The following is a 25,345-nucleotide window of genomic DNA, read 5'->3' on the forward strand; positions in this document are numbered from 1 at the left end:
CATACCAACCCCCTTTTAACCTTTTAATTTAGTTACCATACTTTTTCTTAAGTTTGTCCTAATGAAGTTACCCCAATTTATCTCTGCACTTTCAGCCACGTTATAAAGATAGTTGTTACCCACGTATAGTCCTTCTGCAAATCTGCTTTTTGGGGGTTGTTTTTGTCTGGATATTCTGCCCAATCTATAAGTCTTAAAGTGTGTCCAATCTGCATAATCGAAACCCTTATTTAGTGCTGAAAACCTAACAGAAAATTGACACTGTTTAAGGTCTATATTGTTTTGGGTCACAAAGTAAGAGCGCTCTAGTTTTCCAGTACGTCTCGGTGCTGAACCACTAGCGGATTTTACAGTATCTTTACGAATCTTATCCATACTATCCTTTACCGATTCGTACATTACCTTATCCATATCCTTAAAGCAGTTAGCGCCTTTTACCTTAACCCTAAATGAGTTTCCCACTATCAGCCACCACCTTTGTACCTATTATGTTTCCGCCTAAATCTCGTATAACCTTATAGTCCTTAACGCGGTGTTGTTTGGTCGTGCCCAATTCATCCTTAAACTTTAAAAAGTCCCCTGTCCTAACATCAACTAACCCATTCATAAACACATTTATGTTTTCTGCTGTAATATACCCATCTTCACCAAGTACTTTTTCCAACTGATTAGTATAGGTTACACGGCATTTTACAGTAGCATAATCGTATAGGACAGGTTTACCCCAATTGTCAATACCGGATTTCTTTAGGATTGTTACACTGTCATTAAGGGGTATAAACCCCATCATAACCATAATTAGTCTTCCTCCCTGTAAATACTGTAAGGTGTTCCTATTTCACGTGAAGTATAGCGTCCAACTCTGCGTCTTGGTTTTCCTAGCAAATCATACACATATGGAGCAATCGTATTATTTTGTTGGTTAATATTGATTCCTACACCGTCAATCTGAATGTAAGTTACACCTAGTTCAGAGCGCATAATAGAATCGTCAACACGTAAGAACCACAGTATTTGTGTGGCTAGGATATTTACAGGCACGTCATTAGCTGAACTATACAAGTCGGGAAATGTAGTAGTCAGTATATTTAAACAGTTATTAACCACCTTATTTCTTTTAGTCAGGTCAAGTGATTCCCATAACTCGCTGTGAAATATATTTTGTTCAATGTAGGAATTAACGTCATTAACTGTAGCCATTATTCCACCTTCTTTTTACGTGTAGAAGGTTTCTTTTTTGGCTCTGGTTCTATAACTTCATATTGCAGATAATACATATTGGCGAATCGTACTCCCTCTTCTTTGTCTTCAAATTCAGCGTATCCGTCATAAAACATTACCCCACCTAGAAAGGCGTTCATTGTTTGTCCGTAATAAACCTTTACCATTTCCGCACCTCCCACATAATAAATACACATAATAAAAAAGGGAACAGAATGTCCACCCTGTCCCCCTTTAAATACTGTCTATTTCTTTACTTCCTTATTTCTTTATTCCTTTAAGTCTAGCTGTAGATTTTGTGTTCATAACTGCAAGACCTGCGTACCATTCAATTCTAGTTCTGAAAACTGGTTTTGTTTCTAATTCGCCAAGATCTCTAACGGATATTCCACCGTTTTGTATTCCGCAAACGTCAGTACCAACACCGAACTTAACCGCGAATATCTCACCCGCTCCCGATTGGTCTGGAAGTACAGTATCTTCACATACTCTTATTGGAATTCCTGCATACATTGGTACAGGTTTACCAAATGCGTCAACACCGTTCTCTATATAGTGTGTAGAAGCTTGGAGAAGGTTCATAACTACTCTTCTTGTTTTTCTGTTCATGAAAAGAGCGTCTGCACCACCCGGAACAGCGTCAATAAGTATGTTTAAGTCCGGAAGTGTTAAAGCACCATTTGTAGTATCTATTACAGATATATCTTGTCCACTTGCTAAAAGTTTAGCTATACCGTCAAATGCCTTCGCGTTTGTAGCAGTATCCCCATAGAAGAACATATTTGTAAATGTTTCTGCCATAGCTTTAGCTTTTAAAGTAGTTTGAATTTGTCTTTGGTCGTTTATGTTTCCTTTTGTCTGAATTATGAAGTTGTCCACGTCAGCGTCTCCGCCTAAAATCTTTAATGTTGCTGTCTTTTGTACAAAGCTTGCTGTACCTTCTGTGTAAGCTTCGTTTACGTTTCTGAATTCTACAGTAGGTAAAGTAGTTACTTGGTTGTACATGTAGCTGTTACCTTGTACCTCCATAAATGGAATCATTTCTAAAACTGCCGAAGTTTCAACAACTGTAAGAATAACGCCCTTTTGTAACATGTCTGTGGACAGTTTGGCAGCCTCTGTAAGTGTTATAGCCATAATAAAATCCCCCTAATTAATATTTTATTTTTTTGTATTTGAATATCCCATTGCTATTATGGTTGACGCAGACAAGCCGTTTACTTCCTTGCCCTGTGTACCGGTAGCTGGGTTTAGTGCTTTACCAATTTGAATGTTTGGGTTAGGTTCTGTTTGTGTACCTTTGAATAGCCCTAATTCATGCGCCTTGTTTATCCAGTCAATTTTTTCAGAAGGCGTCATATTTTCTGGAATCAATGCCCTCATATTTTCTGGAATATCTTTTACTTGCGCTTCCAACATCTTATTCATAACAGCCTCATACTCTTTAACACTGTTATTACTGTTAGTTTTCAAGGCTTCTAGGTCTTTTTGTAAATTGCCAATAGTTTGTTCAAGATTGGACTTTTCCGCTTCAATCTGTTTTAGTCTTTCGATTTCAGCCTTTAGAGCTTCTAGGTCATTATTATTTGTGGTGTCTGGTTTAGTTGGTTCTGTAGGTTCAACAGTAGGCTCTTTTACAGGCTCTACTTTCCCCGGTTCAGCTTTAGGCGTTACTACCGGTTCAGTTACTGGCGGTGTTGCTGTTGGTTCATTAGTTGCAACTGGCTCATTTATTGGTTCTGGCATATACAAATCCTCCCTTAAATTAGCGGTATAGACCGCTTTATATTTGTGGAACGCATACCCTTACAGAAAAGTTAGCAAGGGGGTGTTAGCCCCAAGCAAAAGTAAGGGAAGGAAAAAGGGACAATTAAGCCCCTTTAGAAAACATCTCATACTACAACCCTAATTCTTTTTACAAATGCAACAATAAATGTAATTTAATTAATTATTTTTCCTTATATGTTCCGGTATATCTTCGTAGGTGTAATATGGAATAGGTGCATGTCTACAGCGCGGGTGAAAAATCAACCCACTTGCCTTTAACTCTGCATAGGTAGGATAGTTAGGAGTTGCTCCTGTCATACTTATTATCTTTCCTTGAAAACCCTTACAAGTATCTACAGTTAACGGGTTTGTCGGAATAACTGCTAGGTCGCCTTTTCCGTTATTCTGAATTACAAACTGCTTTACGCCTTCAACATGTGCTTCAAGTATTTTTGTGTTTATTGCCATATCAACATATACACGGGTGTTCCAACGTCTGCCCGCCTTGTCAACTATTGCGATAGTGTCCTTATATATTAGTTGCTTTAGTTTGTTGCCTTTTAATTCCTTCATTATCATATTGGCAAGTTCATCTCTACTTTTGGAATTAAGGTTTGATACTGTTAAGTGCTTGTTAAATGCTTTTTGAATAAGTTTTTTAGTTGTATACCTAGTGTTCTTCGTAGCTTGTAGAAGGTCTTTAGTTGACGCCATATAGTACTTATAGGTGTCCCCATCATTTAAGGATTCTTGTGCAAAAAGTAACGCTCTTTTTAACGTAAATAGCTTCTTATTTCTTTTTTGATTCTGCCACATGGAAACTACAGCATAAGCAAAAGCCAGTTCCAAAACTTGGCGTATAAGTTCCGGGAATATAGCTGTTATTTCTGCGTCTAACTGGTCAAGGGTACTATCAATAAAAGCGTAAAGTTCAGCAACTGTCACAACCGTAAAAGTGGGGTTTTTTTCATAGTCCAAACTTTCGTATAACTTGTAAAAGATAGCTTTATATGCACGGTCAAATGCCTGTTGTATTAGTCGCTCTTCCTTTATATTCAAATTCCTTCCCTCCTATAAAAAAGGAATAGTAGGTTTTCCCACTATTCCAAATTTGTATTATCTGTATTATTTGCATATCCTGTTTTTGTTGGGTCATTGTTCACATTGTCTGTTACTGTATTTCCCTCTGCATTGGCTGTTGTATCTGTCGCATTAAAATAGTTTAGGTCGGTAATTGGTTCTTGTCCCACCGCCTGTTGCTCTTCTTCCTTAATCTGTTCAATCTCGCGCTCCGCCTGTTCAGCAGTCATTCCCTCCATACGCATAATAGCGGTTTTCTGACTGATTGTTTTAGCTCCACCAGTTCTGATATTCATTACGGTAGCTTCTTCCGCGTCATCTTTCGGCAATCCATCTTGGAAGGTTAAAAGCGGTAGTGTCAATGCATAGTCAGCTTTTCCAACTGCAAGTTCTAATAATTGTGCTATAGTAAAGACTTGCTTCAATCCCCTAGTGTAATACTGTCTTTTTCTGTTTATCTTCGCCAACAATGAATTCATACGCCACTTTATAGCTAAACCAGAAGTTCCCGAAGTTCCGCCACCGTCATTCATACCTAAAGCCACGCCCGGAATTTCTGCCATAGTTAAAAGTAAGTTTATTAGTTTTTCTAGTTCAGTAAATGCTTGCTGTAATTGACCGTCCCATGTGATATATTCTGGCTTAACATCATTCTTACTTTGTGCTTCAAAAACCTTATCTCGAGCAACAACAAAATACGGATTTCCTTCTATATCTGTCCCCAAAGTGCCGGCGGGAACAACCATAGCGGGGTCAGCGTGTTTATCTAGTATGTCCGCAATTTGTGTAAGACGGTTGTTTATTTCGTCTATAATAGGAAGGTGCTCGGTTATATCGTCTAATCCTTGCCAAGTATCGTCAGTCCCAAAGTTGGGAACATGAACAATTAAGGGCATTGGTACACCAGTTAGTACAATTTGTTGTGCTTCTTGAATTTCGTTGTCTATTTTCCAAGTTTTGATCTCGTATTCTATGCCGTTGGCTTCTGCTTCTACGGGTGACATATTAAATACCCTATACTCAATTCTGCCCGCGTAATGACTTTCAATAAATAGTTGCCAACCTTCTACACCATCAATTACAACCTCAACCGGTACTGCTATGTGGTATGCTACTATCTTATTTTTGTTGTATAGTGACGCTTCTGGAAAAACATATTCTGGTGTTTGCGATTCAATGATTACGCGTGGCTTGTCAAATACTTCCGGAACTTCCCCGCCCATTTCCTGTCCATATCTTACTTTGAAAAAACTGTCACCCCTGTATGCGTTGGCTAAAGCTGACTCATAGTTAAGTATGTTTAGGTCATTCTCTTGTACAAAACGGTCAAAGGCTTGTTGTTCTATTGATTCGTCACCATTACCCGCTTTAACTTGTACACTTTCACCAAAAAGAAAATCAGCGGATTTCTTACATATAATACCTGCTATGTTAACGGATATATACAGTAAATCCCTGTATCGTTTGCTACCGTTGTATTCCTTGAAAACCTCGAAATGTTCACCTTTAAAGACCTTTTTATTTTTCTTGTAGCGGTCTATTCTTTCCCTATGAGCTGTCGGCGGATAATAAGCCCCTTCCCTAAAATAAGGAATATCCGTCATTTGTACCTCTATTTGTTCAGTTTGGTTGTTATTGTTCTCCACTATTAAACCCCCTTCTATTCTTAAAACCCTTTTGGCTTACGTGCATGTGTTCGCATGTTATAACTTCCCGCTAAATTAACAACTGACGCCAACGCGTCTACACCGTCATCATTATCATGATTAGGAAACTGTAAGACCTGTTCAAGTAATCTTCTTTGTGAGCGCTTAAATCTAATTATTCCCGCTTCTATAAGTGGCTCAAGTGACTCGATTCTTTCCTCTTTTTTTGTGCGTGGGTTAACTGCAATTACTTTGGTACGGTAAACACCTTCCTTAAAAAGCCTACTTTGTAACTGCCTGTACATTTCATATTGGGCTTGTATGGTTTCCACACCAAAAGACTTATAAGGAATTTCCTTTATTTTTAAGATAGCCATTTCAAGGGCTTTATGCATTGGTACCTTTTCAATCCAAGCGTCTAATACGTAAAGAACACCTGTCCTCCTATCCCTTCCAACGGTCAGTATCGCGTTATAATCTGCCCTACTATTCTTTCCTATTGAGATATCCCAAAAACCAAATATATCAAGTACTATTCTTTTTCCATCACTATTGAAAAGGTCTTTATCGTCATAGTACTGTATATAACTTTCTTTAAATATGGCGCTGTCTTCATCTGTTGGTATGTTAAGGTACTCACTTCCAAAAGCCCTAGAGCCAACGTCCACCTTTATTTTAATAAGTTCAAAGTAAGAGAAACGGTCATTCCATAGGGTTTTAACGCCTTTGTCCATTTCTTCCTGGTGTGTATAATAAAAAGTTTCTGCTTCTTCTGCCCTATTCGGGTTGTCTTGGTCACGAAGAATAGACTCAAGTTGCTCCCAAAGTTGTAAGTTATCTGGCTCTTTTACAATTGCCGAATATATCTTCCCTTTGAAGTCTGAACGGGATAATACAGAAGGCAGAAGACCGTTTCCATGTACTAATGTTCCCATGTATATATAGGCTGTTCTTGTAATATCACCAATCGGCATAACAACGGAATTGAACCAATGTAAATTCTTTTCGCGCAACTCTTTCGTGTTGGTGTTCTTTGAACTTTCCAAATCATCAAGTATAACAAGGTCTGGTCTGAAAGCCCCGTGTCTAGCACCTCTCAACTGCTTACCGATACCGGCAGACTGTACCTTTACGTTGGTGCTAGTGATAAATTCTTCTGTATTGTCCCTAATATTAGACATTTTATTGTCCTGTAGAAGTTCCCCGTAATCTTCACGTAGCTTGCTATTAAATTTTAATTGGTTAGCTATCCACTCAACAAACTTTTGCGCCATATCATTAGTTTCTGAAATGATTAAGATGTAGTGACGCTTTTTAAATACTATTTGGTGTGTCGGAAATATGTTTGAAAGGTAGGCAGATTTCGCATGTCCACGGGGTACTGACCAACATATACGCTGTCTTACATTATCCCCGAAGCTATCCAGTAACCCGCACAATTCATGGTGGAAGTCCGGAGCCATTGCATAGGTGGTACTTGCCGGTATTAAATTATCCTTGTTATCTGGGTTCGCATAGTCCCCAAAGTACTCATAAGCAAAGTAAAGAACGTCATACTCGCTTCGTAATATGCGGTATTTCTGCTTAAGTTCATCTATATATGAAATGTACATGTCTAGTTCTGATGGTGTTTTAGCGACTTTCGCTTTTTCAACTAGCTTCTTAATACTGCCCTTTATCTTTAGTAGGTTAAGTTCAACTTCTTGTGGCAGTTTTCCCATTTATTACCCCTCCCTTAAATCTAACAGCCTAATATTCACCCATATTCAACAAGGTTTTGCAACATGGCACAAATTACCACTTGACTCCTTAATCGGTATACCCTAAAATATAAATATAAAGATTATTAGAGCGGAATAGAAAGGGGAATAATTATGGCGATATACGGTTATGCGAGAGTATCAACTAAAGAGCAGAATTTAGACAGGCAAATAACAGCACTTGAAGAAGCCGGGTGTGTTCATATATATCAAGAAAAAATTACAGGAAAAACTATGGAACGCGCACAGCTAAAAAGATTACTAGCTGACCTAAAGCCGGGAGATGTTGTAATTGTAAAGGAATTAACTAGAATTAGCCGAAGCACTGTTGACCTACTTGGCTTGGTGCAACAAATATCGGAAAAAGGGGCATTTATTAAAAGTATTGCTGAAAAATGGTTAGATACGTCTAGTCCTTCCGGAAAACTTATGCTTACTGTAATGGCGGGAATTAGTGAGTTTGAAACTGCCTTAAGGGCTGAACGTTGTAAAGAAGGGATAGTACAAGCCCATAAAAGAGGTGTAAAGTTTGGCAGACCTAAAAGTGATGATGAACAACTTAAATTTGCGATTGAGCTTTATGGTCAACGCGAAATGTCAGTTAAACAGATATGCGAAAAGACAGGTGTTTCTAAAAGCACGTTAATGCGTAGAGTGCGTGAACTACACGCGGTGTAAAAGGGTTAAATACGAGCAATAAGAGCCTATACTGGTAAGTTCCGGTACAGGCTCTTTTGTTTACTTGTTTATTTAGTTTATCCTACTATTTCTATAACATTCAAGAGCCAGTTTGCCCATACGACACTCGTAGCTGATACATTTGTAAGCTTGAACACATAATCTGTATTAGGTTTCAGTACAAATTCCTGCTCGTCTATTCTGTGAAAAGTTCCCAATCTTGTCGAAGTTCCCGAACCATAAACCTTATTTAATATTGTGGTTCCACCCGTTACGCCGGTAGTTCCAGTATATAACAAGGATAAAGGTGTGGCACTGCTAACTCTGTTTGCATTTACTAAAGGTACAGCAGTTCCCGCGGTGGTTATTGTTGGTGCTTCAATTAACTGCGTATCCACTGTTTGGTCAGTATCTAATAATAACGGTCTAATCATTGTTGTAACAGTACTTCCGCCAGTTCTTAACAGGATATACAGCACTGCACTAGCATTGATAGCAGCCAAAGACTGTGAAGCTACAAAGGAAACCCCGTCAAGTCTGAATTTTCTGTCCTCCTGCATAGCTACCTTATGTTGTGTTAGGAAATCTATGTCACCTCTTACTATTTTACCCATTTATACTAACCCCTTTCTATTTCAAATATTTGTCCGTTAACACATAGTACGTTTGTGGCTTGACTGCCAACATTAGTTAGCTTTAATACATAAATAGTAGCGCTTTTTAACTGCCACCCCAAGTCGTTATAATCACCAGAAAGTCCAACAGGTTTGGCATTTGTACCAGTTCCCTCGAATCTAGTACGTAACAGTGTTCCCCCGCTTATGTTGGTTGGGTTACTGTATATAGCAGTTTGTGCGGTTTGTGTGCTAAATCTGTTTTGGTTTACTATTGGTACTGATGTGGTTCCGTTTGTAACTGTTGGCGCTTCAAAGAACTCCACTTTTACCAACTGGTCAGAAGCTACTTGAACAGGTTTCAACGCTACCTCCTTATTTCCTAGTGTAAAATTAGGTAATATAAACTGTAAGTAGACAGACCCGTTTACAGCTAGGGCACTACCATATGCATAACTAAATACAAAAGAGCCTCCTAACTGTCTAATGTGGTGCTCTGGGGTCATTGCGATAAGATACTGACTTTCATAGTCTATATATGGGAATGTTAATTTTGGCATAAGGGCACTCTCCTTTACAATATATTGAAAAACTGATATACTATAGAAAACAATTATTAATACGGTGGTGATACAGCTTATGACAAACATTTTAACTATTGGCGAAAAAGTAAAGAAATTAAGAAGTAGATATAATTTGAATCAAGATGATATTGTAGGTACTGCACTAACACGTAATTTAATATCCCAAATTGAACACGGTAAGGCGAACCTAACCAGAAGTACCGCGGAACTAATAATAAGAAATACAAAAAGTAAACTAGAAAAAAGGGGGATTCCCCTTGATACTGAAATTAACGTGGAGTACCTACTTGAAGACGAAACAGCACAGGCAAAGAAGCTTATTGAAAAACATATAGATGACCTTAAAGACGCAAGTTTTTTTAAAGATAACAGATTTACTACCCTGCTAAAGTCCGTTGAGGATATGGTGATTCAATGGGACTTCCCCGAACTTAAGATTAAAATATGTGAAGTTGCCGGGGAATACTATACGAATAATAACGAATTTTACAGAGCTTCTATATACTATGAGAATATACGCTACTTGGTAAACAGCAAAGAAACCCTACCGAAATTAATCCCCGCATTACGTAAATTATCCCTTGTGTACTACTATATGGGCAGATTTAATGAAGGAATATACGTGTGTAAATATGCCTTGGATAGATTTCCGAATATGGAAGAAAAATATAAACAGATATTTACCTTTAATATGGCTTTGTATTATAATGAGTTAGGGCAGTATACAGAGGCTTTGGCTGTCTTGGATACGATAAAGGTAACTGACAAACAAAAACAGGACGAAGTACAACTACTAAAAGCTTCATGCTTACACGCTACTGGACGTTACGCAATGGCTGTTGATATTAATAGGCAGTTATTAAGGACAGTACGTGCAGATGATATAAGCAATAAGTGCCTATATTACGGTAACTTGGCAGAAGGTTATATTATGCTTGGTCAAAAGGGCATGGCGGTTGACTGTATAGAACAGATAAAGCAGTTAATAGCCAAAGTTTCTAGCGACTGCGTTTTCTTACCTTCAATTTACTTTGAATTAGGCGTACTATGCAGACTGTTAGGCGAGGATCCGGTCAATATTATACACTACCTGCTAAAGGCACTGGAAACAGCCAAAACGTTCAAGTATCCGAATACAGTCAGTGACACATTGGTGGAATTTACAAAGGTTAAGGTGGAAGATAAGGGACTACCCGTTAACTTAAGAGATGAGTTGTTTCTGTTAAGCTACTGTTTGGGTAAAGTACCACAGACGGTCACAACTGCTATTATCGGGTGGTACGCTAGTCGTCACCAAGACAGCATTATACTAGAAATATGTCAGTTTATTAGTACAGGGGCGTCAGACAAGGGGGTGGAACAATGCATAAACACAGTAGGTTAAAGAAAGTATTATTTGCGGGGTTAGCAGTTATGGCGGTTATTTGTGTAGTAATTAGTGTCAAAAGTGGTCACTACACTACATTGGCTTTTTATCCCGGCAGACCTTGGTAGGTTAACTAACGCTAGTACAAAAGGAGTACTGACAGTAAAACTGTTGGTGCTCTTTTGTTTTTGTCAATTTACGTTTTTAACTACCCCGTAAATGCAAGAGTAAACCCTGTGTACTGTTAGAGGGTCTGTTGGCTTCGTGTAAAATATGTTAGTTACTGTAAAATATTGTATACCCCACTTTATTACAATTTGCTGTTTACTTACCTTTTTAACAGTAATATAATAGGCTATGTCAAGTGTGTGGTACCGCTAACCCTCCGCAAACTGTCCCTAGCTGACCTTGTCCTCGGAAAACTTGTCCTTTGGAAAACTTTTTTGGTGACGGAAATATTAGGGGCATAAGTCGGCAGGTATTTACACCCCCTTCCACCGTTGGTAGGGTCTGACAATTTATATACTTTTTTTCTGTTCAGTTAAAAACCAATTTAACTGTTAACAAAAGTGTGTTGTTTCTGTAATACTTTTGACACTGACTTTTGGCACAGTCTTAACCGGCTTGTATTGGTAGGACAAACAGTGGTTCAATAGTACTACTTTATGACACACTTAACCAACACTTTTATACACAATCTACCCCACGTACAACGCCCTTAAGGTCTGCTATATCCACAGTAGCAGTTGTTAGGTCTACGAAGTTGGTTACTGCCGTATAGCGTAAGTGCGGTAAGTACCTAGTACATTTAGCAAGGGGCGCGTACATTTAACAGAAAAGGGACGGGCATTTATTTAGCCCCTCCCCTATTTTTTTTACAGGTCGTCCACTTCTTTTAAAATGTCTTCCAAGCTCTTTTTACTGCTAACGTTTATATTCTGGTCTACGCTATCTTTGAATAACCCTAACTGCCTTGATAACAGTTCTATAGCCTTTAGTATAGTCTTTTCATTTTCACTGGTTAAACACTTATCTAACGCCCTAAATATGTCTAATTGTTTAGACTTCTGTATTTCTAGTGCAACGGTATTTATTTCTGCATTGAACTGTGGTAGTCCTTTCCAACGCCAAACAGTAGTTCTTGCGATATTATATTCGTCTGCAATCTGCCCTTCGGTCTTTCCTGTAAACTGTGCATACGCCAATTCATATGCAACCATCTTTTGTAAATTTGTTAGCTGTTTGACCTTGAGTTCCTTGCTTCGTTCATCTATCTCCTTTTCACCGAATCTACCGTTAAAGTCCGTTCCTTCTAGCCTTTGCGTTCCTCTTTTAGGCACATTTAACGCCCCCTTTCTGTGTGTTTTCCCTACCCAAGTTGACAGTGTAAGAACTGCTTACTGTCTGCCCTTCCCTACTTACTGCCACTAACTACCCTTTTTTACGCCCAATTTGCAACAAGGAACTTTTCAGTTAGCAACATAGCACCCGTAATTAGGTTTAGAACTGCGTTAGCAACCAACTACTTTTAGGCACATTGGCAGGCAACTACTGCCCCCAAACTCTATCCCCCTATTACTCCTATTCTCTACTATTCTACCCTCTTTACTCTGCACTTTACTCTAACAGTATGAGCCGTATGGGCAGGTAACAGTGATACCGTCTATTTCTCTATTCACTTCCTTCGTTGTTCATATATAGTACGAGTTTTTTTTGGGGTAATCGACATGTTAAAAGCAACTTTTTTAACTTTTTTGAGTTAGCCTTTAGTACTGCGTTAGCCTATAGCACCCCATATTCTTCTAGCAATCCACCCATTTTCTGCAAGTAACGTCTTAACCTTTTATTAACTGTATTGTAAGAGCCTTCCCACCCTTTTATATCGGGAATATCCTTACAAGTTATCTGACCTTTCGCCAATCCTGCAAGCACCGCATAGTCTACCGGACTTATTACGCCCTTAACCAATAATTGCTCTAATGCTACAAATAACTCTACTGCTATATAGGGGTGTTGGCTTTTTTCATCTGCCACCCTTATTAGCTTACGCATTTCAATTAAAGTCCTATCGTACTTACGCTTATCCCTAGCATAATAACGGTATTTGTCTATAGCCTTACTTCTACAGTGTATATATAGGTTGTCTACCAGTAATCGACCTTTTGCCATTGCCTTGTCCGCCAAGTTAGGTTTCTCCAATACATAAAACAGGTACAAAGTGAAGTCGCTGTACAATTCCTCATAATCTAGGTTGTACTGCTTGGCAAACTTTACCGCCCACCTGCTTAAAACCGGTAACATTAGCGGGTAAATCTGGTCTGCAATTCCCCTATCATAGAAGGTCTGAATCTGGCTTTTCATGTTCTTTAACTGTCTTGCATATGCTACAGCCACCTCGGTATAATCAGTAATATCTAGTGTCTTATAGTTGCCTATGTTGTTGTATACTTTCAGAAATTCCTTTGTACTATCGAATATAAACACAGTAGTTCCACTTTTTCCCTTAACCTGTCTTATGGGTACTATTTCGGGTACAAACCCTTTTGACATAAGCAGTCCGGCTTTTCTGTAATCAGTTATAGCGGTATTACCTAGCTTTTCCATTGCGTGCCACCTCCTTCCCTTCCCTTCCTTCTATATACTCACTTACAATGTGTTAAAAGGAGCAACAGTGTGACCATCCCAAAGAGCGACAAAAAGCGGATAGACAAGCACCATTTGCAAGCCTAACCGCCTTATTTTTCTGTTCCCCCTATTTACTATCCCTATTTTGTGCTGCTGTTGCCACTTTTTACTGCGTCAGCCATTTCTGCCAATCTTCCTAATTGCTGTTGTGAAACTGTGCCTTTTTGGATTGCCTTCGCTATTGCCTGTACTTCGTAATTATCTGCTGATACTTCCGCTCTTTGAGATTCACTGACTTTAAGGTCTACCAATTCCCATTTCAACGCGTCACAGTGTTCAAGTATATTTTGTATAGTTCCCTGTCCGCTTGTCACATAGTTATAAAGGTTAATAGTATTCTGTCCTACCCTTGCCTTTATACCGCTTAATTTAGCCAGTTCAGCCGTGTTATCTGTGCTATTTGTGCTATTTGTGTCCCCTGCCTTCTGGGGTACTGCTGTCGGTTGGGATATCTGTTGTGTCTGCTGTACTTCTGCTTTAGGTGGTGTCTTATCTGTATCAGCAAAGAAGCTCCAAACCAGAAACACTATAAATAGCACTAACAACCCGCCAACTACCTTTAACCCTAACTTGCATATCTTGCCTATTTTCTTTATCCCTCTTTTTCCCATATTAACCCCTCCATTATTTACTTTTTTGTAGTTACGTCCACTTTTACACTTCTACACTACTTTTAACATATTTTCCGTCATTAACCTCTATTGTCTTACCGTAATTATCGTGTATATAAACCGCGTCCTCAATTGTTAAAATATGTGCTATTTCCATTCTTTTTCCCTCCTAAACTATACCGCTTGCTTACTAACAAATTCCCAAAGTCCAGTCGGAAAATCATATAAGTAGTGAATAACCATGCCTTCCTCTTCTACCATTATTAACCTACTAACTGCTGTGTTATCTTCTGTAGTGAATTCGATAGTCGCCTTGTATAACCCTTCTGTCATTCTGCAAGTCACCTTATTTACCTTTTCGCCTACTACTTTACTGATATACTTTTTAGTTTCTTTAACATCACTGTGTGCTACTTTATTTACTACTGTTATATATTTGTTTTCCATATTTAACCTCTCCTTTAGTTTTAGTTTTTGGTGTTTATTCTCTGTTCCCTATGAGAAGAGTATACTAAAATTAACGTATAAGAGCAACCCTCATTTGCTAATTTCTTTTTGGTAATTTAGACCGCTTTTACCATGCAGAAAAGCGGGGGATTTCACGTCCCCCGCTATCTATTCTTCAAAGTCAGCCCTCTTTTTACGGTTCAAGCTGTCCATATGCAAGTTGTATTTTAGGTTTAAGAATTCTAGGTTGTTGTCTTTGACAGAGATTTCCTTTGACCTACGATAGTCTAGTTGTTTTTGCGTCAAATAACTGTATTCTACCCCCTTATTTTTGTTTTTTTCCTTTTTCTTTTCCTGTTCATATAGTAACCATGCTGTTAATATTCCCAAAAAGTATGGTGGTAAGGTTTGTCCGGTCTTTTCCAAATAATCGTCATTAAGTAGGTCTATAGTCTGTTTTCTTTCTTCAATAGTTGGTACTGGTCTTTTGCCTGTAATTTCCTTTATACGCCCCTCAAACGCCATAAGTACCTCATTACTATTATTGTTGTTATTGTTGAAAAATTGCCCCATTAATTACACGCTCCTTTTGGGTTATTCCCCTTTTTATTTTGGTGTTTTGCTAATACTCTTTCAATTTCCGCTTCTATATTAAATACCTTTCGTTCTATAGCTTGTCTAGTCACTTTTAGCATTGAAGCCACTTGCTTACGTGTATATCCTTGTACAAACAGCTTCTCCAATATAAAAAGTTCTGTATCAGTAAAGTTACAAGCACTTATAATATTTTCCATATCCAAAACTAGGTCAAACATATTAGTGTCGCCCCATCTTTCATAATAGGTTACAAGTTCGTCCTTCCTTTTTAATATGTCCAATATCTCTTTAGCCCTATATCCATTGTATGATACACCCCTATTCTTCCCCATATCCATTACGCCCCCTTGTCTCCGCCCCTAAAATATGGGACATCAAATCGGATACCTTTCTGTCCAAATCCGACAAAGTTCCGTCATTTACTATAATGTAATCACTTGGTAGGTGAGCTACTGCTGTTTCTGTTTCATGGTTCAACTGTTCTTCAATAACTACCCCGCCACCCGCTATTATTCTTTGCCTTTGGATTTCTGGACTAGTCACTATCTTTACCACTTCAAACCCGTTTTCTTCTAGATACTTATACTCATTAGCTTGTCTACAATCTGTTATTATAATGTTAGTGGTTGGACTAATCGCCTTTACCCTTCTATCCGCATATTTAACCCATACATTAGGGTCAAGTAAACGGAATTGTTGCCCTATAAACTGTAAGTGGTGTCGTGGCTTCTTCCCGTCCTTCATAGCTTCTGGGAAGTACTCCCTAACTATTTGCTTAAGACCATCAGCAAAAGCAATCTCTTTGGTGTCCCCATACCCATACTCAAGTAAGTACTGTTCCATTAGGTTTGCAACTGTATTTTTTCCACTTCTTAATTGACCCACTAAACCTATTTTTATTCCCATAAAGCACCTCTCCTTCTTTATATTTTCATTACTTCTTAACCACTCATATTACATGTGTTAGCGGTGGTTAGCTTGTGACATTCGACAAAAAATTTCATTGACTTTATACCGTAGCTAATGTAGAATTAAATTAATAAAATTAACGAATAAGGAGGAACTCTAATTGGTTAGAAATGGGTCAGAAACCATTATGTACGAAAGAGTTAATACACAGGTGCAGGGCGTTATTGAAACTGAAAAAGAGGTTCGGTTAGTATCCAAGTTAGACCAGTTAATAAAGGAACGTGGACTAACGCAAAACAAACTTTCGCTTATTACAGGCATTAAACCGTCAATAATAACCAGACTAGCCCACGGGCGTACTACTTCAATAAATAAAGCTCACGTCTTATCAATAATGATAGCGTTGAGAATTACAGATATACGCGAATTATTTGACATTGAATTTACAGAAGAAACTAAAATACAATATGAAAAAGAGCGCACTGAATGGATAGAAACAAAGAAGCTACCGTTATCTATAAAAGCTATTTTCGCCAAGCTTGCAGGTTCTAGATTAGATTAAGGTATGTTGTTTTGCTATATACATAAAGAGCAGTAAAGGGCGGGAAAGTAAATTCCCACCCTCTTTTTATTGTTGTTGTTTATACCTTTCCTCAAATACCAATACCCCGTCATGGAAATATTGCCTTAAGTAGTCGTTGCTTTCTGCTATTTTAAATACTGATACCTTTAGTTCCTTTTCAGTATCGGACATTTGGTCTACTAGTGTCAATTGGTCTTCCACGTAATCACTTTCTATAGCTGTGTATTTGTGTTCAACGCCTGCCATTAGTTCAAGTTCTGTAAGACTGTGGAAACTATCTTCTTCATTATTCACACTGTCTTTTATGTCGCCATTTTCGTCTAATTCTGCCCTAATACACAGCACCTCATAACACTGTTTACCCTCTATCTCCCTAGGTACGCTTATATATTGGGGATTTCCACCGTCCTCACTAAAAACCACATTAAACTGTACATTTTCTAAAGCAAACGTACCTTCTGTAAAGGCGCCGTCTAAATCTGCATTGTCAAGCACCCCATATATAACCTGTTCAATTGCCTTAATTAACTTCTCACCATTCGGAAACATTCCTTTAAATTCTATACGCATACTATAAACCCTCCCTTATTTTTTTCACTATAAACTTATTCCGTATTGTGCTAATGTCTTTGAGATCTCATCAAAATCTTTCTTTAAAGATAGCTTTATTAATAGGCGCTCTTTATCCTTCTTTAATACCGCTATTTCCGTGTCCCTTATATCCATAAGTTCCTGTGTTTCTGGTGGTTCTAACCCGTCAAAAACCTGCGTCATTTCTGCATAATCTTTAATAAAATACTTATTATAATAGCTGTATTGTAAGCCATATTCCTCCCTAAAAATATCTAGCATTGTTAGCGCTATAGAAAGTTCTTTAAACGGGTACTCTTTCTTAAGCCCTTCTATATAACGTGAATTAGCTTGTTGCAACTTCTCGCTATATTCGGCTCTTACAGCCTTAATTTTAAGGTCATATTCCTTTTCAATAAACTGTTTCAATTCTTTTGATACTGCCATATTAACCCCTCCATTATTAGTTTTATTTACTTTATTTTTGTATTTGGGCGAATAACCTTTCAATTTCAGCGTCAGTCATTTTCGCAAGTTCTACAGCCAATGTATAACGTTCCATTTCTGTATATTGCTTCTTTACCACATAGTAGGTCAGAATCCTATCTGCCATAATCTTTCTATTACCCATAGCTAATTGCCCCCTTTGTTTTCTTTAATTTCTGCTATATACTTTATTAGTTCTTCCAAATCCATACAGTACGCCTTATCCAGAATACCTTCCCTTGTAATAGCGTCTACACCTTGTACTACTAAATACATTGCCAATCCTTCTATTAAAAGTTGCTTTTCTACAGAATTACCCATATTTATTACCCCCTAGTTATATTTAGTATTTAGTGTTTATATTTTTTATTGTTTCAGATTCCCACAGTTTCTCAAATGGTTTCGGGAAGTACAGTAAGTTGTTGTTAGGGAAATCACGGCATAAACGTTCCCAATTGTGGATACGTTCCCCGTCAGACATATTTACAGAGCAACGCCACGTGTGGTGCATATCGTGACTATCAAAGTATAAAACCCTGTCTTCCTGTCTTTTCACATTAGCTGACCAAGACAGTATTTTACAGCTTTCTGTAATTTCGTCTAGCACTTTTGAGTCAGTGTCTAAAGTTTCCCCATATGAAAGTTCTGGGTCAAATCGGTTAAATAATTTAAGAAAGAAGCCCCCACCACCTTCTGACGGTAATAGGAAATGTTTTGCCATATCGAGTCTTATAGCGTCTACCTCTATACAATACAGCGAATACAGGAACGCACGTATCTTTACTTGAATATACGGGTGAAGATAGTCCAACATTGGCGTACCCGTTCTATATGTTGTTAGCTGTAGTCTGCTGTTTTCGTCTGTAAGTTCCGGGGAATTGATGTAATACTCTGGATTTTGTAAATCTTTAGCTACTTTACTATGTGGTATTGTGGTGTCACTATCTGCACTAGCTACGTGTCGCAGTACTACATCTTGTACTACTTTTAATCCTACAGCATGGCAAGCTTTTATAGCTGTTTTATACTCTTTTAAGTTACCTAGCTGTGTGGACGGAACAAATCCGATATCAAGAGGTTGGTAAAGTTTCCAGAACTCATAACCACCATCTTTAACGCCTTGACAAGGACTGAATTGCACCGCGTCAAATCCCTGTTCTTTTATTTTCTGTGCATTTTCTGCAATAGCGTTAAATGACCATTGAAAAGCGTGCAGTATCTTATACCTTTTACCCATAGTTTGTCCCCCTTATCGGCTTTTGCCGTCTTTCTTATTTTGGTTGCTAATAACTATAAAGATACCTTTAACTTTTCTTTTCTTAACTTTATATTCTGGCTGTATGAAAATACCTTTCTCCCCTCTTCTCAAGGGCATTAACCCCCTTTACCCAACCTTATAGTGTAGTTTTGTAGTGACTACTGGATTTCCTTTACTATCTTCATGTATAGCAATATCAACACCGCTAATAGTTTGGTCAAAGTTTGATAGTAACTGAATTGTGTCGTTTATTAAGTGTACCAACCCCTCATGTAAATCGACCGCCTGTTTTTCAACTGCCTTTTCTGGTGTTAGCTCCTCATTAAGGTATCCAATTGTTGTTTTAGCCATAGTTATTCTTCCCCCTCTTCTTCTACATTCACGACTACGTACTTTTTAACAGTAACCTCTACCTCTTTCATCTCAACAACTTCAACTAACTCCCCCTCATCATCAAAAGGGTGTTCGTCTTGAAGTTCTGTTGCTCCCACGCTATACTGAACAGCATACGTTTTTCCATCATAAGCAAATATCATCTCATGAAAAATACTCCATCTGCTTGTGCCTGTAACTTCATCTGATATATAATCATCGTCCCAAAAAATATCTAACAAGTCTTCTTTTGGTATCAGTCTAGTTTTACATTTTCCCATGCCTATTCCCCCTTTTCTTCTTTTCCATATTTTTCGTTAATATACGCCTCTATGATTTCTGCTTCTTCCATTTCGTGCAGGTCAATTAGTGTATAACCACAATATCTGTTCAAGTAAGTAAACGCCCCCAATGTAGTTGTCTGGTAAACATACGCTTTCTTCTCCTTCTTACTTTTACTCATTTCCACATTCCTCCCCCTCCTTAAAATAATCAGCCGAATCTGCTCCTACACCGAAATATTCTGATAACAAATGAGTACAGCATATACAAGGATACTGCCCAGACGGTATTCCTAAATACTCACAATTACGGCATACCTTTTCTCTTCTTTCTTTACTATTACTGCTACTATCCCCTTCCACTATATCAACTCCTCTAATATTTTCTTTAACCTAGCAACTTCTTGTGGGAAATTACTGTCATTTGTATAAGCTAGTACCGTTGTAACTCTAACTAAAACATCTAAACCAAGGTCATTTTCTACTATCAAATGTCCCAATATCTCAACACCGCGCACCCTATCTACTGTCTTACCCACATTCTTGACCCCTTTCTTTATCTGTATTTTTGTTGTTGTGTTTGCCTTACAATAGAGATGTGTATAGCTAAAAGGAGTTGTGACAGTTAAAAAGGGAAAAAGAGCAGAAGAGCAAGAAAAAAGAGCAGTTAGTTACACCGCTCTTTTAAAGTCCCCTTTTCTTATTATAGTTGTCCCTATCTGCAAGCCAGTTTTCAAGTGGGATATCCTCATACCACCTATACATAACAACCTTATCTGTTTTCATAGGGAATTTAAACCATTCAACGCTAGTCATTATTCTGTCTATTTCTTGGAAAACTTCCACAGGTGTATTATCTGGTAATTCAAATATAAGTTCGTCATATATGGTTAAGAGAAGTTTGTAGTCCTCCCCTAGGGTGTTTAAGTACTGGTAAAGGTTACGCATAATTGTTTTTGTATAGTCCGCGGAACTTCCTTGTACTACCGCATTAACTGCCTGCCTAGCAACTCTATTGTACTTCGAGGCTACTTCCCAAAACTGTTTGTTAACGGTACGATACTTATTTAGCAAGGGTTTTGGTATACGCTTATCCTTCCACCATTCTTTAGGAAATTCACCGTCACATATTTCTGTTATTTCTTCGCGCAGCTCCTTATAACTTGGGGCTACTTTGTGGTACTGCTTGGCTACTTCTGTATGACCTAAAAACCTTCTTTTCCTTCCGCACATAGTTTCAACATAACCTAAAGTATCTGCCTGTTTAACTAGACCGTCCATAAAGGTTTTTGCTACAGGGTAAGCACGGTCAAAATCACTCATAAACTGCAAAGCTTCTTCTACAGTAATACCCAATTGTTGGGACATTGAATAAGGAGAAACCCCGTAAAGCTTCGCCAACAATCCTACTTTCGCCATTTTACGGTACTTACTTCCGTCCCCACATTCCTCTACGGGTTTATGGAAGATACGTGAAGCCAAGTTGGAATACAAATCCACGCCATTTAAATAAGGTGCTTGGAAGTCTGTGTCCCCGGAAAGTAACGCCAAACAACGGGGCTCTTGCTGTGAGAGGTCTGCGCCATACAGTATCTTTCCTTCTGGTGCTATAAACATTGGTCTGGCTTTTGGTGGAATATTAGCCATATTCGGCTCATTACTGGAATATCTCCCTGTATGCGTTCCTAGCTGATTAAATTTTCCGTGTAACCTTTTATCACTTTGCCATATTTTACTTGGCAGTGGTTTAAAGTATGTGGATAATAATTTTTTTAAGTCCCTGTAGGTAAGTAGTTCTTTTAGTATTGGGTATTTGCTAGACAGGGATTTTAATGTGTCAGCGTCAACGGACTGGTTACCTTTTTTATCTTCCGCACCCCAAGCCCCATATATTACGTTAGCTAATTGTCTAGGACTGTCTATCTTTTCAACACCTATTTCCTGTTGTAACCTTTCCCCCATTTTAGTCACTTCTTTATCTAATTCAATTGCATATTTACCCGCAAAATCCAAGTCAACTAAAATACCGTTATGCTCCATGCTAAAAGAGATTTCTGTATTAGGCAGTTCCACTTCATAATATAGTTGTTTTAGTTTAGGAAGACGGTCAAACTGCACCCCAAGCCACTTACTAAACTTATAGCATAAATGGGTATCCTTACAAGCGTAAACAGTGGCTATATCAAGTGGTGTAGCTTCAAATCCACCCTTACCGAACAATTCCTCGTATGTCATAGACTTATCTTCAAACCCAAAGTATTTACCATATTTAGTGGCTAGGTTTTTCAAGGCATAAGATGGCTCATTTTCGTTCAGCACTTTCATAGCGTGCAAGGTGTCCATTTTCAGACCCCTAATACTTACACCCTCCCTTTTAACCATGTGGGCGTCAAACAGAAAGTTGTGTAGTATTTTACCTTTTGTCGGGTCTTCCAGATAATTACGGATTCCCTTGAATACAAATGCGGGTGATAACTGCCCTTGTACATGTTGCCTTGTTTCCGCGTCTACGTGTCTAATCGGTATATAGTAATGTTTATCCACTGTAGGTAATGTAAAGGACATTCCAACTATATGGTCTTTATCGTAATCTAGTCCAGTAGTTTCTGTATCAAACCCGATCTCTGTTTCCTTGTACAAAAGGCTAATAAATTCCGTGTACAGTTCCGTATCCTTTTCCATAAGTAAATAGTAATTTTCCGGTTTATTTGCGACCATATCGGCTATTATTTGTGTCTTTCGTTGTTCCAACAGAAGCTTATATAGCCCCAACGCATGGGACTTACTGAATTTATTAAGGGATTCCACACCAGTGCCTATCTCGCCAATTTCTACAGCATTTTTCACATCTAATAGTCGCTTCTTATCTAGTTCAGATATTTTAGTTTGTAGTATGCCTTTTTTACTACCATATCCAGTAACCCAAACCTCCTCCCAAGTTGGTATATATCGTGCTTTAACTTTCTTTTCTGTGACCTGCTTTGCCCTTGCTTCTGCTTCTTCCGTGCCTTTTCCTTCCCCTAACTTTAAACTGCTTAAATTTAACTGCAAATCTTCTCCCATAGCCCTACCACCTTTCCAAATTAGATAAATGGGTAAACTGTGTAGCCTAGGTAAACAGACAAATAGCCCATGTAAATATAGCAACACGGGCATACTGTGGTACTATTTACTTAAGGTTAAGAATATAAGGAAATGTTCGATAACGCCTTCTTCCTCCCCATCTTCCTCAATTTCAATCTGCATAAGGTTTAGGGAAATATCTGTAATCCTATCAAGTATTAGTGTGTCTAAAGCTTTTATGTGGTCAACAATAGTATCTGCGTCAAAGTCTTCGTATACTGTGGCAAATTCCTCAATGGTAAGACCTTTACTTGTGTGTGCGGTAAATTCGGTTATTGTGTACCTTTCTGTAAAATCTGCTTTTATTTCTTTAGCTGTCTGCTCTAGTGCGTAAAGTACCCTTTCTTTCGCGAATTCTGCCGGAAAACTGCCTAAAGGTCTTACCTCTATTTCTTCCCCAACGAATACATCAAGGTAAATTATTTCAACTTCTTTTTCAGCGGGTGTTGGGGGTGTTACTGGGCTATCGCTAGTCCCTATTAGGTCTGTGGGATTTTCTGTCTTTTTCTGCTCTGTATTTTGGAACGTTATTGCGATTGGGAAGTTATCCACCTCTATAACAAGTTCTAGTAATTCAGTTAACAGCTCCATAGCTTCAATACTAACGGGTTCAAGTCTGTAATCTACTAGTAAAATATCCTCTATTTCTTCCCTGTTAACAGCCCCCGCCCTAAAGGTAAACCCATCATTAACCATAACAGCATATATGTCGTTGCTAACTGCCAAGAACTCGTTTACTAGGTTTATATCATAGCCACCACTTAAGTCAAACAACTGCTCATATTGGCTAAAAAGTTTTCCCATTTTCTTCTCCATTCTAAACGCCCTCCCCTATTGTATTTTTCCCGCTTACTTTAACGAAATATTTCGGATTTAAACCAGTGAACCTATCACCTATACGGTGCCTTGATGTTGTGTGGTTCAGTACCTCTATGTCTATTTCGCCGGTCTGACTAACGTATATCACTTCCCCAACTACCATATCTGGTGTAGTGTAACGGTATATAGCGTAAGCACTAGGTAATCCTGTAACTAAATCCCCAACTTTAAATTCATCTCCCATAACTATTCCCTCCCGGTATTCTTTTAGTTTTTGTTTGCTCAATTTAAATGTGTTATTCCAGATACCGTTGTGACACTGTTTTTACCCTTTTTGTTTCTGCCTTATTTTTTCCACGTTCCCACCTTTTGGTCATTGAAGTGCCTGTTCCTTTTTTTCGCTTTATTCTGTGCCTTTAGTCGCTCATACATTTTTACATCAATATTCAAATCCTTTAGCATATCCGAAATGCCTTTTAATCTGTATAATACATAAAGGGAAACGGCACATAAAAGCACCGTTACCCCACAAAGTATCCCTAACAGTATTAGCCAATTTTCCATATCTTTAACCCCTCCTAATTCCTGTATTCCTGTATTTTGGCTTGTCCTTTGGTATCTTAAGTGAGCGGAATTCCTCTTCGGTACATATCCTTTTCATACTGACTACAAAATAACTATTCCTAGGCATAAGCTTTTCATGGAAGAACTTCATAATTAGAAAACAACCATCTTTCCGCCTAGTATGGGAGTGGAAACTGTGTGGAAAACCTTTCCTAACAAGTATATAATCTTTACAGTGCAGTATCTTAAACTCATGGTCTTCGTATACAACTTCCCCCTTACTCATGTCCGTTATGCCCGTTATATCCGTTTATACCATTACGGTAGGCTGTTAGTTCCTTCTGAAATTGTGGCGTCTTATGGTAGTTACAGCTTATAAATTCCGGACAAAATCCCCTGTAAGTACACTCTTTAACCATACAACTTGCTAATTCCGGCTCAACCTTCTGTACTTCCTTCTTTACAGCTTCCCAAGCTAAACGGGTTTCTGGGCTAGCCAAATAGCACAGTCTTTTCCTACTAATATTTATCATGGCTTGAGCGTTGGCTTCTGCTTCATGAACTACGGGTGCGTCCTGCTCTTTACTGTTTCTTTCTTCTCCTGTTCTGTCAGTTCTCTGTGTGCCTACAAAATGTACTATACCTAACCAGTGCCTTACAAAGTGGGTGCTTACCCAATAATACAAGTCTTCCCACTTCCACTCAACGGTTAACTTTCTGATTGGGCTGTGCTCTGCCATCAACATTCTACGTTTCCATTCGCTAGTAGGCTCTTTTCCCATGCCTTCCATATTCACGGTATTTCGTGCAGCCCTTTTAACTTTTCCCCACGCCTTATTGCTGTTTAAGAATTGTATTTTCACTTTTTACCCCACCTTTCCCAAAAGATAGACTAATCCAACACCCACCATAAAAATAAAAATAACAGGTAGTACCATAACAAGAAAAAACTCTATAACGATACACATACAGTCAAAGGATAAACATAAGCTATTCCAAACAAACCTTAATATCCCCATTACACACTCCACCCTTCTTTTAACTACTGAATCCCACAATACAAACGTAGGTTATAGCGGAAGTCAATATCTCAAGAATCAGTATCCCGTAACCCACGTCTTCACCCTCTGTCTTAAATATTAAGTAGTTCACTATCCCCATAAGTAAAACCAACGCTATACATAACATTCTAATTAACATTTTTGCTTGTCCTCCTTTTCTTTTTCTTCATTCTTTACACTTTCACACATTTTTTCCACACCATGCACTACCCTAGCCACCATCAACCACGTAAACAGAACCAATAAAACTGCTTTAAACATTG

At 38.3% G+C, this 25,345-nt stretch carries 38 protein-coding genes; 4 read left to right on the plus strand and 34 right to left on the minus strand.

Translation table 11 applies throughout. From position 1 onward, the window contains the following. Positions 1 to 15: 15 nt before the first annotated feature. The 9 genes from CLFE_RS14500 to terL all read right to left on the minus strand — a co-directional run bounded on the left by CLFE_RS14500 (position 16) and on the right by terL (position 7,435). Positions 16 to 375 (minus strand): hypothetical protein, encoded by a 360-nt coding sequence (locus tag CLFE_RS14500; RefSeq protein WP_139356102.1) that lies wholly within the window; start codon positions 373 to 375, stop codon positions 16 to 18. 70 nt (positions 376 to 445) lie between these two features. Continuing rightward, the gene (locus CLFE_RS14505) at positions 446 to 796 is read right to left on the minus strand and encodes a hypothetical protein (RefSeq protein WP_077892875.1); all 351 of its coding nucleotides are present in this window, start codon (positions 794 to 796) and stop codon (positions 446 to 448) included. A 2-nt stretch (positions 797 to 798) separates the two neighbouring features. After that, complete coding sequence (locus CLFE_RS14510; RefSeq protein ID WP_077892874.1) at positions 799 to 1,200, minus strand: hypothetical protein; 402 nt, start codon at positions 1,198 to 1,200, stop codon at positions 799 to 801. Beyond that, the gene (locus CLFE_RS14515) at positions 1,200 to 1,388 is read right to left on the minus strand and encodes a hypothetical protein (RefSeq protein ID WP_077892873.1); all 189 of its coding nucleotides are present in this window, start codon (positions 1,386 to 1,388) and stop codon (positions 1,200 to 1,202) included. The genes CLFE_RS14510 and CLFE_RS14515 overlap by 1 nt, the downstream gene beginning before the upstream one ends. Before the next feature lie 94 nt (positions 1,389 to 1,482). Continuing rightward, a complete protein-coding gene (locus tag CLFE_RS14520) occupies positions 1,483 to 2,358 on the minus strand; it encodes a major capsid protein (protein WP_077892872.1) in 876 nt (291 codons plus the stop codon). Between the two features lie 24 nt (positions 2,359 to 2,382). Continuing rightward, entirely contained in the window at positions 2,383 to 2,967 is a 585-nt protein-coding gene (locus tag CLFE_RS14525) for a hypothetical protein (RefSeq protein WP_077892871.1), read from the minus strand. Positions 2,968 to 3,165: 198 nt separating this feature from the next. After that, the gene (locus CLFE_RS14530; RefSeq protein ID WP_077892870.1) at positions 3,166 to 4,047 is read right to left on the minus strand and encodes a phage minor capsid protein; all 882 of its coding nucleotides are present in this window, start codon (positions 4,045 to 4,047) and stop codon (positions 3,166 to 3,168) included. A gap of 41 nt (positions 4,048 to 4,088) precedes the next feature. After that, positions 4,089 to 5,714 (minus strand): phage portal protein, encoded by a 1,626-nt coding sequence (locus tag CLFE_RS14535; RefSeq protein WP_207651363.1) that lies wholly within the window; start codon positions 5,712 to 5,714, stop codon positions 4,089 to 4,091. Positions 5,715 to 5,734: 20 nt separating this feature from the next. Next, on the minus strand, positions 5,735 to 7,435 hold the full coding sequence (terL, locus tag CLFE_RS14540; RefSeq protein WP_077892869.1) for a phage terminase large subunit: 1,701 nt from the start codon (positions 7,433 to 7,435) through the stop codon (positions 5,735 to 5,737). 153 nt (positions 7,436 to 7,588) lie between these two features. On the opposite strand from terL, the gene CLFE_RS14545 reads away from it, so the two are divergent. Next, positions 7,589 to 8,152 carry a recombinase family protein gene (locus tag CLFE_RS14545; RefSeq protein WP_077892868.1) on the plus strand — a complete coding sequence of 188 codons (564 nt, stop codon included), beginning with the start codon at positions 7,589 to 7,591 and terminating at the stop codon, positions 8,150 to 8,152. 77 nt (positions 8,153 to 8,229) lie between these two features. Here the strand turns inward: CLFE_RS14545 and CLFE_RS14550 are convergent, their stop codons facing one another. Beyond that, on the minus strand, positions 8,230 to 8,631 hold the full coding sequence (locus tag CLFE_RS14550) for a hypothetical protein (RefSeq protein WP_250944638.1): 402 nt from the start codon (positions 8,629 to 8,631) through the stop codon (positions 8,230 to 8,232). A gap of 140 nt (positions 8,632 to 8,771) precedes the next feature. Next, positions 8,772 to 9,326 (minus strand): hypothetical protein, encoded by a 555-nt coding sequence (locus CLFE_RS14555; RefSeq protein WP_077892866.1) that lies wholly within the window; start codon positions 9,324 to 9,326, stop codon positions 8,772 to 8,774. Between the two features lie 79 nt (positions 9,327 to 9,405). Here CLFE_RS14555 and CLFE_RS14560 point away from each other — a divergent pair, with 79 nt between their 5' ends. Then, entirely contained in the window at positions 9,406 to 10,734 is a 1,329-nt protein-coding gene (locus CLFE_RS14560; protein WP_077892865.1) for a helix-turn-helix domain-containing protein, read from the plus strand. Beyond that, positions 10,713 to 10,844: a hypothetical protein gene (locus CLFE_RS24280; protein ID WP_284738938.1), complete on the plus strand. Its 132-nt coding sequence runs from the start codon at positions 10,713 to 10,715 to the stop codon at positions 10,842 to 10,844. The genes CLFE_RS14560 and CLFE_RS24280 overlap by 22 nt, the downstream gene beginning before the upstream one ends. A 747-nt stretch (positions 10,845 to 11,591) precedes the next feature. On the opposite strand, the gene CLFE_RS14565 is transcribed toward CLFE_RS24280, so the two are convergent. The 7 genes from CLFE_RS14565 to CLFE_RS14595 form a co-directional block, all read right to left on the minus strand. Next, positions 11,592 to 12,056 (minus strand): phBC6A51 family helix-turn-helix protein, encoded by a 465-nt coding sequence (locus CLFE_RS14565; RefSeq protein WP_077892864.1) that lies wholly within the window; start codon positions 12,054 to 12,056, stop codon positions 11,592 to 11,594. Positions 12,057 to 12,498: 442 nt separating this feature from the next. Next, positions 12,499 to 13,320 carry a hypothetical protein gene (locus CLFE_RS14570; RefSeq protein ID WP_077892863.1) on the minus strand — a complete coding sequence of 274 codons (822 nt, stop codon included), beginning with the start codon at positions 13,318 to 13,320 and terminating at the stop codon, positions 12,499 to 12,501. 161 nt (positions 13,321 to 13,481) lie between these two features. Next, the gene (locus tag CLFE_RS14575; protein WP_139356099.1) at positions 13,482 to 13,940 is read right to left on the minus strand and encodes a hypothetical protein; all 459 of its coding nucleotides are present in this window, start codon (positions 13,938 to 13,940) and stop codon (positions 13,482 to 13,484) included. A gap of 246 nt (positions 13,941 to 14,186) precedes the next feature. After that, positions 14,187 to 14,459, minus strand: a complete 273-nt coding sequence (locus CLFE_RS14580) for a hypothetical protein (protein ID WP_077892861.1) — start codon at positions 14,457 to 14,459, stop codon at positions 14,187 to 14,189. 168 nt (positions 14,460 to 14,627) lie between these two features. Continuing rightward, positions 14,628 to 14,984 (minus strand): hypothetical protein, encoded by a 357-nt coding sequence (locus tag CLFE_RS14585; RefSeq protein ID WP_139356098.1) that lies wholly within the window; start codon positions 14,982 to 14,984, stop codon positions 14,628 to 14,630. Positions 14,985 to 15,031: 47 nt separating this feature from the next. After that, entirely contained in the window at positions 15,032 to 15,388 is a 357-nt protein-coding gene (locus CLFE_RS14590; RefSeq protein ID WP_077892859.1) for a hypothetical protein, read from the minus strand. Further along, the gene (locus CLFE_RS14595; protein ID WP_077892858.1) at positions 15,375 to 15,962 is read right to left on the minus strand and encodes a deoxynucleotide monophosphate kinase family protein; all 588 of its coding nucleotides are present in this window, start codon (positions 15,960 to 15,962) and stop codon (positions 15,375 to 15,377) included. Before CLFE_RS14595 ends, CLFE_RS14590 begins: the two co-directional genes overlap by 14 nt. Before the next feature lie 163 nt (positions 15,963 to 16,125). Here CLFE_RS14595 and CLFE_RS14600 point away from each other — a divergent pair, with 163 nt between their 5' ends. Continuing rightward, complete coding sequence (locus tag CLFE_RS14600) at positions 16,126 to 16,527, plus strand: helix-turn-helix domain-containing protein (protein ID WP_077892857.1); 402 nt, start codon at positions 16,126 to 16,128, stop codon at positions 16,525 to 16,527. Between the two features lie 66 nt (positions 16,528 to 16,593). Here CLFE_RS14600 and CLFE_RS14605 read toward each other — a convergent pair whose 3' ends face one another. From CLFE_RS14605 to CLFE_RS24285, 16 genes are all read right to left on the minus strand, one after another. Further along, entirely contained in the window at positions 16,594 to 17,118 is a 525-nt protein-coding gene (locus CLFE_RS14605; protein WP_077892856.1) for a hypothetical protein, read from the minus strand. Positions 17,119 to 17,145: 27 nt separating this feature from the next. Further along, complete coding sequence (locus CLFE_RS14610; protein ID WP_077892855.1) at positions 17,146 to 17,565, minus strand: hypothetical protein; 420 nt, start codon at positions 17,563 to 17,565, stop codon at positions 17,146 to 17,148. Between the two features lie 31 nt (positions 17,566 to 17,596). Then, positions 17,597 to 17,749: a hypothetical protein gene (locus CLFE_RS14615; RefSeq protein WP_169850903.1), complete on the minus strand. Its 153-nt coding sequence runs from the start codon at positions 17,747 to 17,749 to the stop codon at positions 17,597 to 17,599. Between the two features lie 2 nt (positions 17,750 to 17,751). Further along, entirely contained in the window at positions 17,752 to 17,925 is a 174-nt protein-coding gene (locus CLFE_RS14620) for a hypothetical protein (protein WP_169850902.1), read from the minus strand. Positions 17,926 to 17,947: 22 nt separating this feature from the next. Next, positions 17,948 to 18,841, minus strand: a complete 894-nt coding sequence (locus CLFE_RS14625; protein ID WP_077892854.1) for an alpha-amylase family protein — start codon at positions 18,839 to 18,841, stop codon at positions 17,948 to 17,950. Positions 18,842 to 18,988: 147 nt separating this feature from the next. Further along, entirely contained in the window at positions 18,989 to 19,213 is a 225-nt protein-coding gene (locus CLFE_RS14630; protein ID WP_077892853.1) for a hypothetical protein, read from the minus strand. A gap of 2 nt (positions 19,214 to 19,215) precedes the next feature. Continuing rightward, positions 19,216 to 19,515: a hypothetical protein gene (locus CLFE_RS14635; RefSeq protein ID WP_207651362.1), complete on the minus strand. Its 300-nt coding sequence runs from the start codon at positions 19,513 to 19,515 to the stop codon at positions 19,216 to 19,218. A gap of 2 nt (positions 19,516 to 19,517) precedes the next feature. After that, positions 19,518 to 19,697 (minus strand): hypothetical protein, encoded by a 180-nt coding sequence (locus tag CLFE_RS14640; RefSeq protein ID WP_077892852.1) that lies wholly within the window; start codon positions 19,695 to 19,697, stop codon positions 19,518 to 19,520. Further along, the gene (locus CLFE_RS14645; RefSeq protein ID WP_077892851.1) at positions 19,690 to 19,878 is read right to left on the minus strand and encodes a hypothetical protein; all 189 of its coding nucleotides are present in this window, start codon (positions 19,876 to 19,878) and stop codon (positions 19,690 to 19,692) included. The genes CLFE_RS14640 and CLFE_RS14645 overlap by 8 nt, the downstream gene beginning before the upstream one ends. Further along, positions 19,878 to 20,054 carry a hypothetical protein gene (locus CLFE_RS14650; RefSeq protein WP_169850901.1) on the minus strand — a complete coding sequence of 59 codons (177 nt, stop codon included), beginning with the start codon at positions 20,052 to 20,054 and terminating at the stop codon, positions 19,878 to 19,880. The genes CLFE_RS14645 and CLFE_RS14650 overlap by 1 nt, the downstream gene beginning before the upstream one ends. Before the next feature lie 145 nt (positions 20,055 to 20,199). After that, a complete protein-coding gene (locus CLFE_RS14655; protein WP_169850900.1) occupies positions 20,200 to 22,578 on the minus strand; it encodes a DNA polymerase in 2,379 nt (792 codons plus the stop codon). Positions 22,579 to 22,680: 102 nt separating this feature from the next. Further along, positions 22,681 to 23,454, minus strand: a complete 774-nt coding sequence (locus CLFE_RS14660; protein ID WP_077892849.1) for a hypothetical protein — start codon at positions 23,452 to 23,454, stop codon at positions 22,681 to 22,683. 1 nt (position 23,455) lies between these two features. Continuing rightward, positions 23,456 to 23,701, minus strand: coding sequence for a hypothetical protein (locus tag CLFE_RS14665; protein WP_077892848.1), 246 nt, complete (start codon positions 23,699 to 23,701; stop codon positions 23,456 to 23,458). Between the two features lie 101 nt (positions 23,702 to 23,802). Beyond that, positions 23,803 to 24,021: a hypothetical protein gene (locus tag CLFE_RS14670; protein ID WP_077892847.1), complete on the minus strand. Its 219-nt coding sequence runs from the start codon at positions 24,019 to 24,021 to the stop codon at positions 23,803 to 23,805. A 278-nt stretch (positions 24,022 to 24,299) separates the two neighbouring features. Next, positions 24,300 to 24,761 carry a thymidylate synthase ThyX gene (locus CLFE_RS14675; protein ID WP_139356096.1) on the minus strand — a complete coding sequence of 154 codons (462 nt, stop codon included), beginning with the start codon at positions 24,759 to 24,761 and terminating at the stop codon, positions 24,300 to 24,302. A gap of 453 nt (positions 24,762 to 25,214) precedes the next feature. Further along, entirely contained in the window at positions 25,215 to 25,343 is a 129-nt protein-coding gene (locus CLFE_RS24285; RefSeq protein WP_284738939.1) for a hypothetical protein, read from the minus strand. Between the last annotated feature and the right edge of the window lie 2 nt (positions 25,344 to 25,345).

This window comes from Clostridium felsineum DSM 794, assembly GCF_002006355.2.
GTDB classification, from domain to species: domain Bacteria; phylum Bacillota; class Clostridia; order Clostridiales; family Clostridiaceae; genus Clostridium_S; species Clostridium_S felsineum.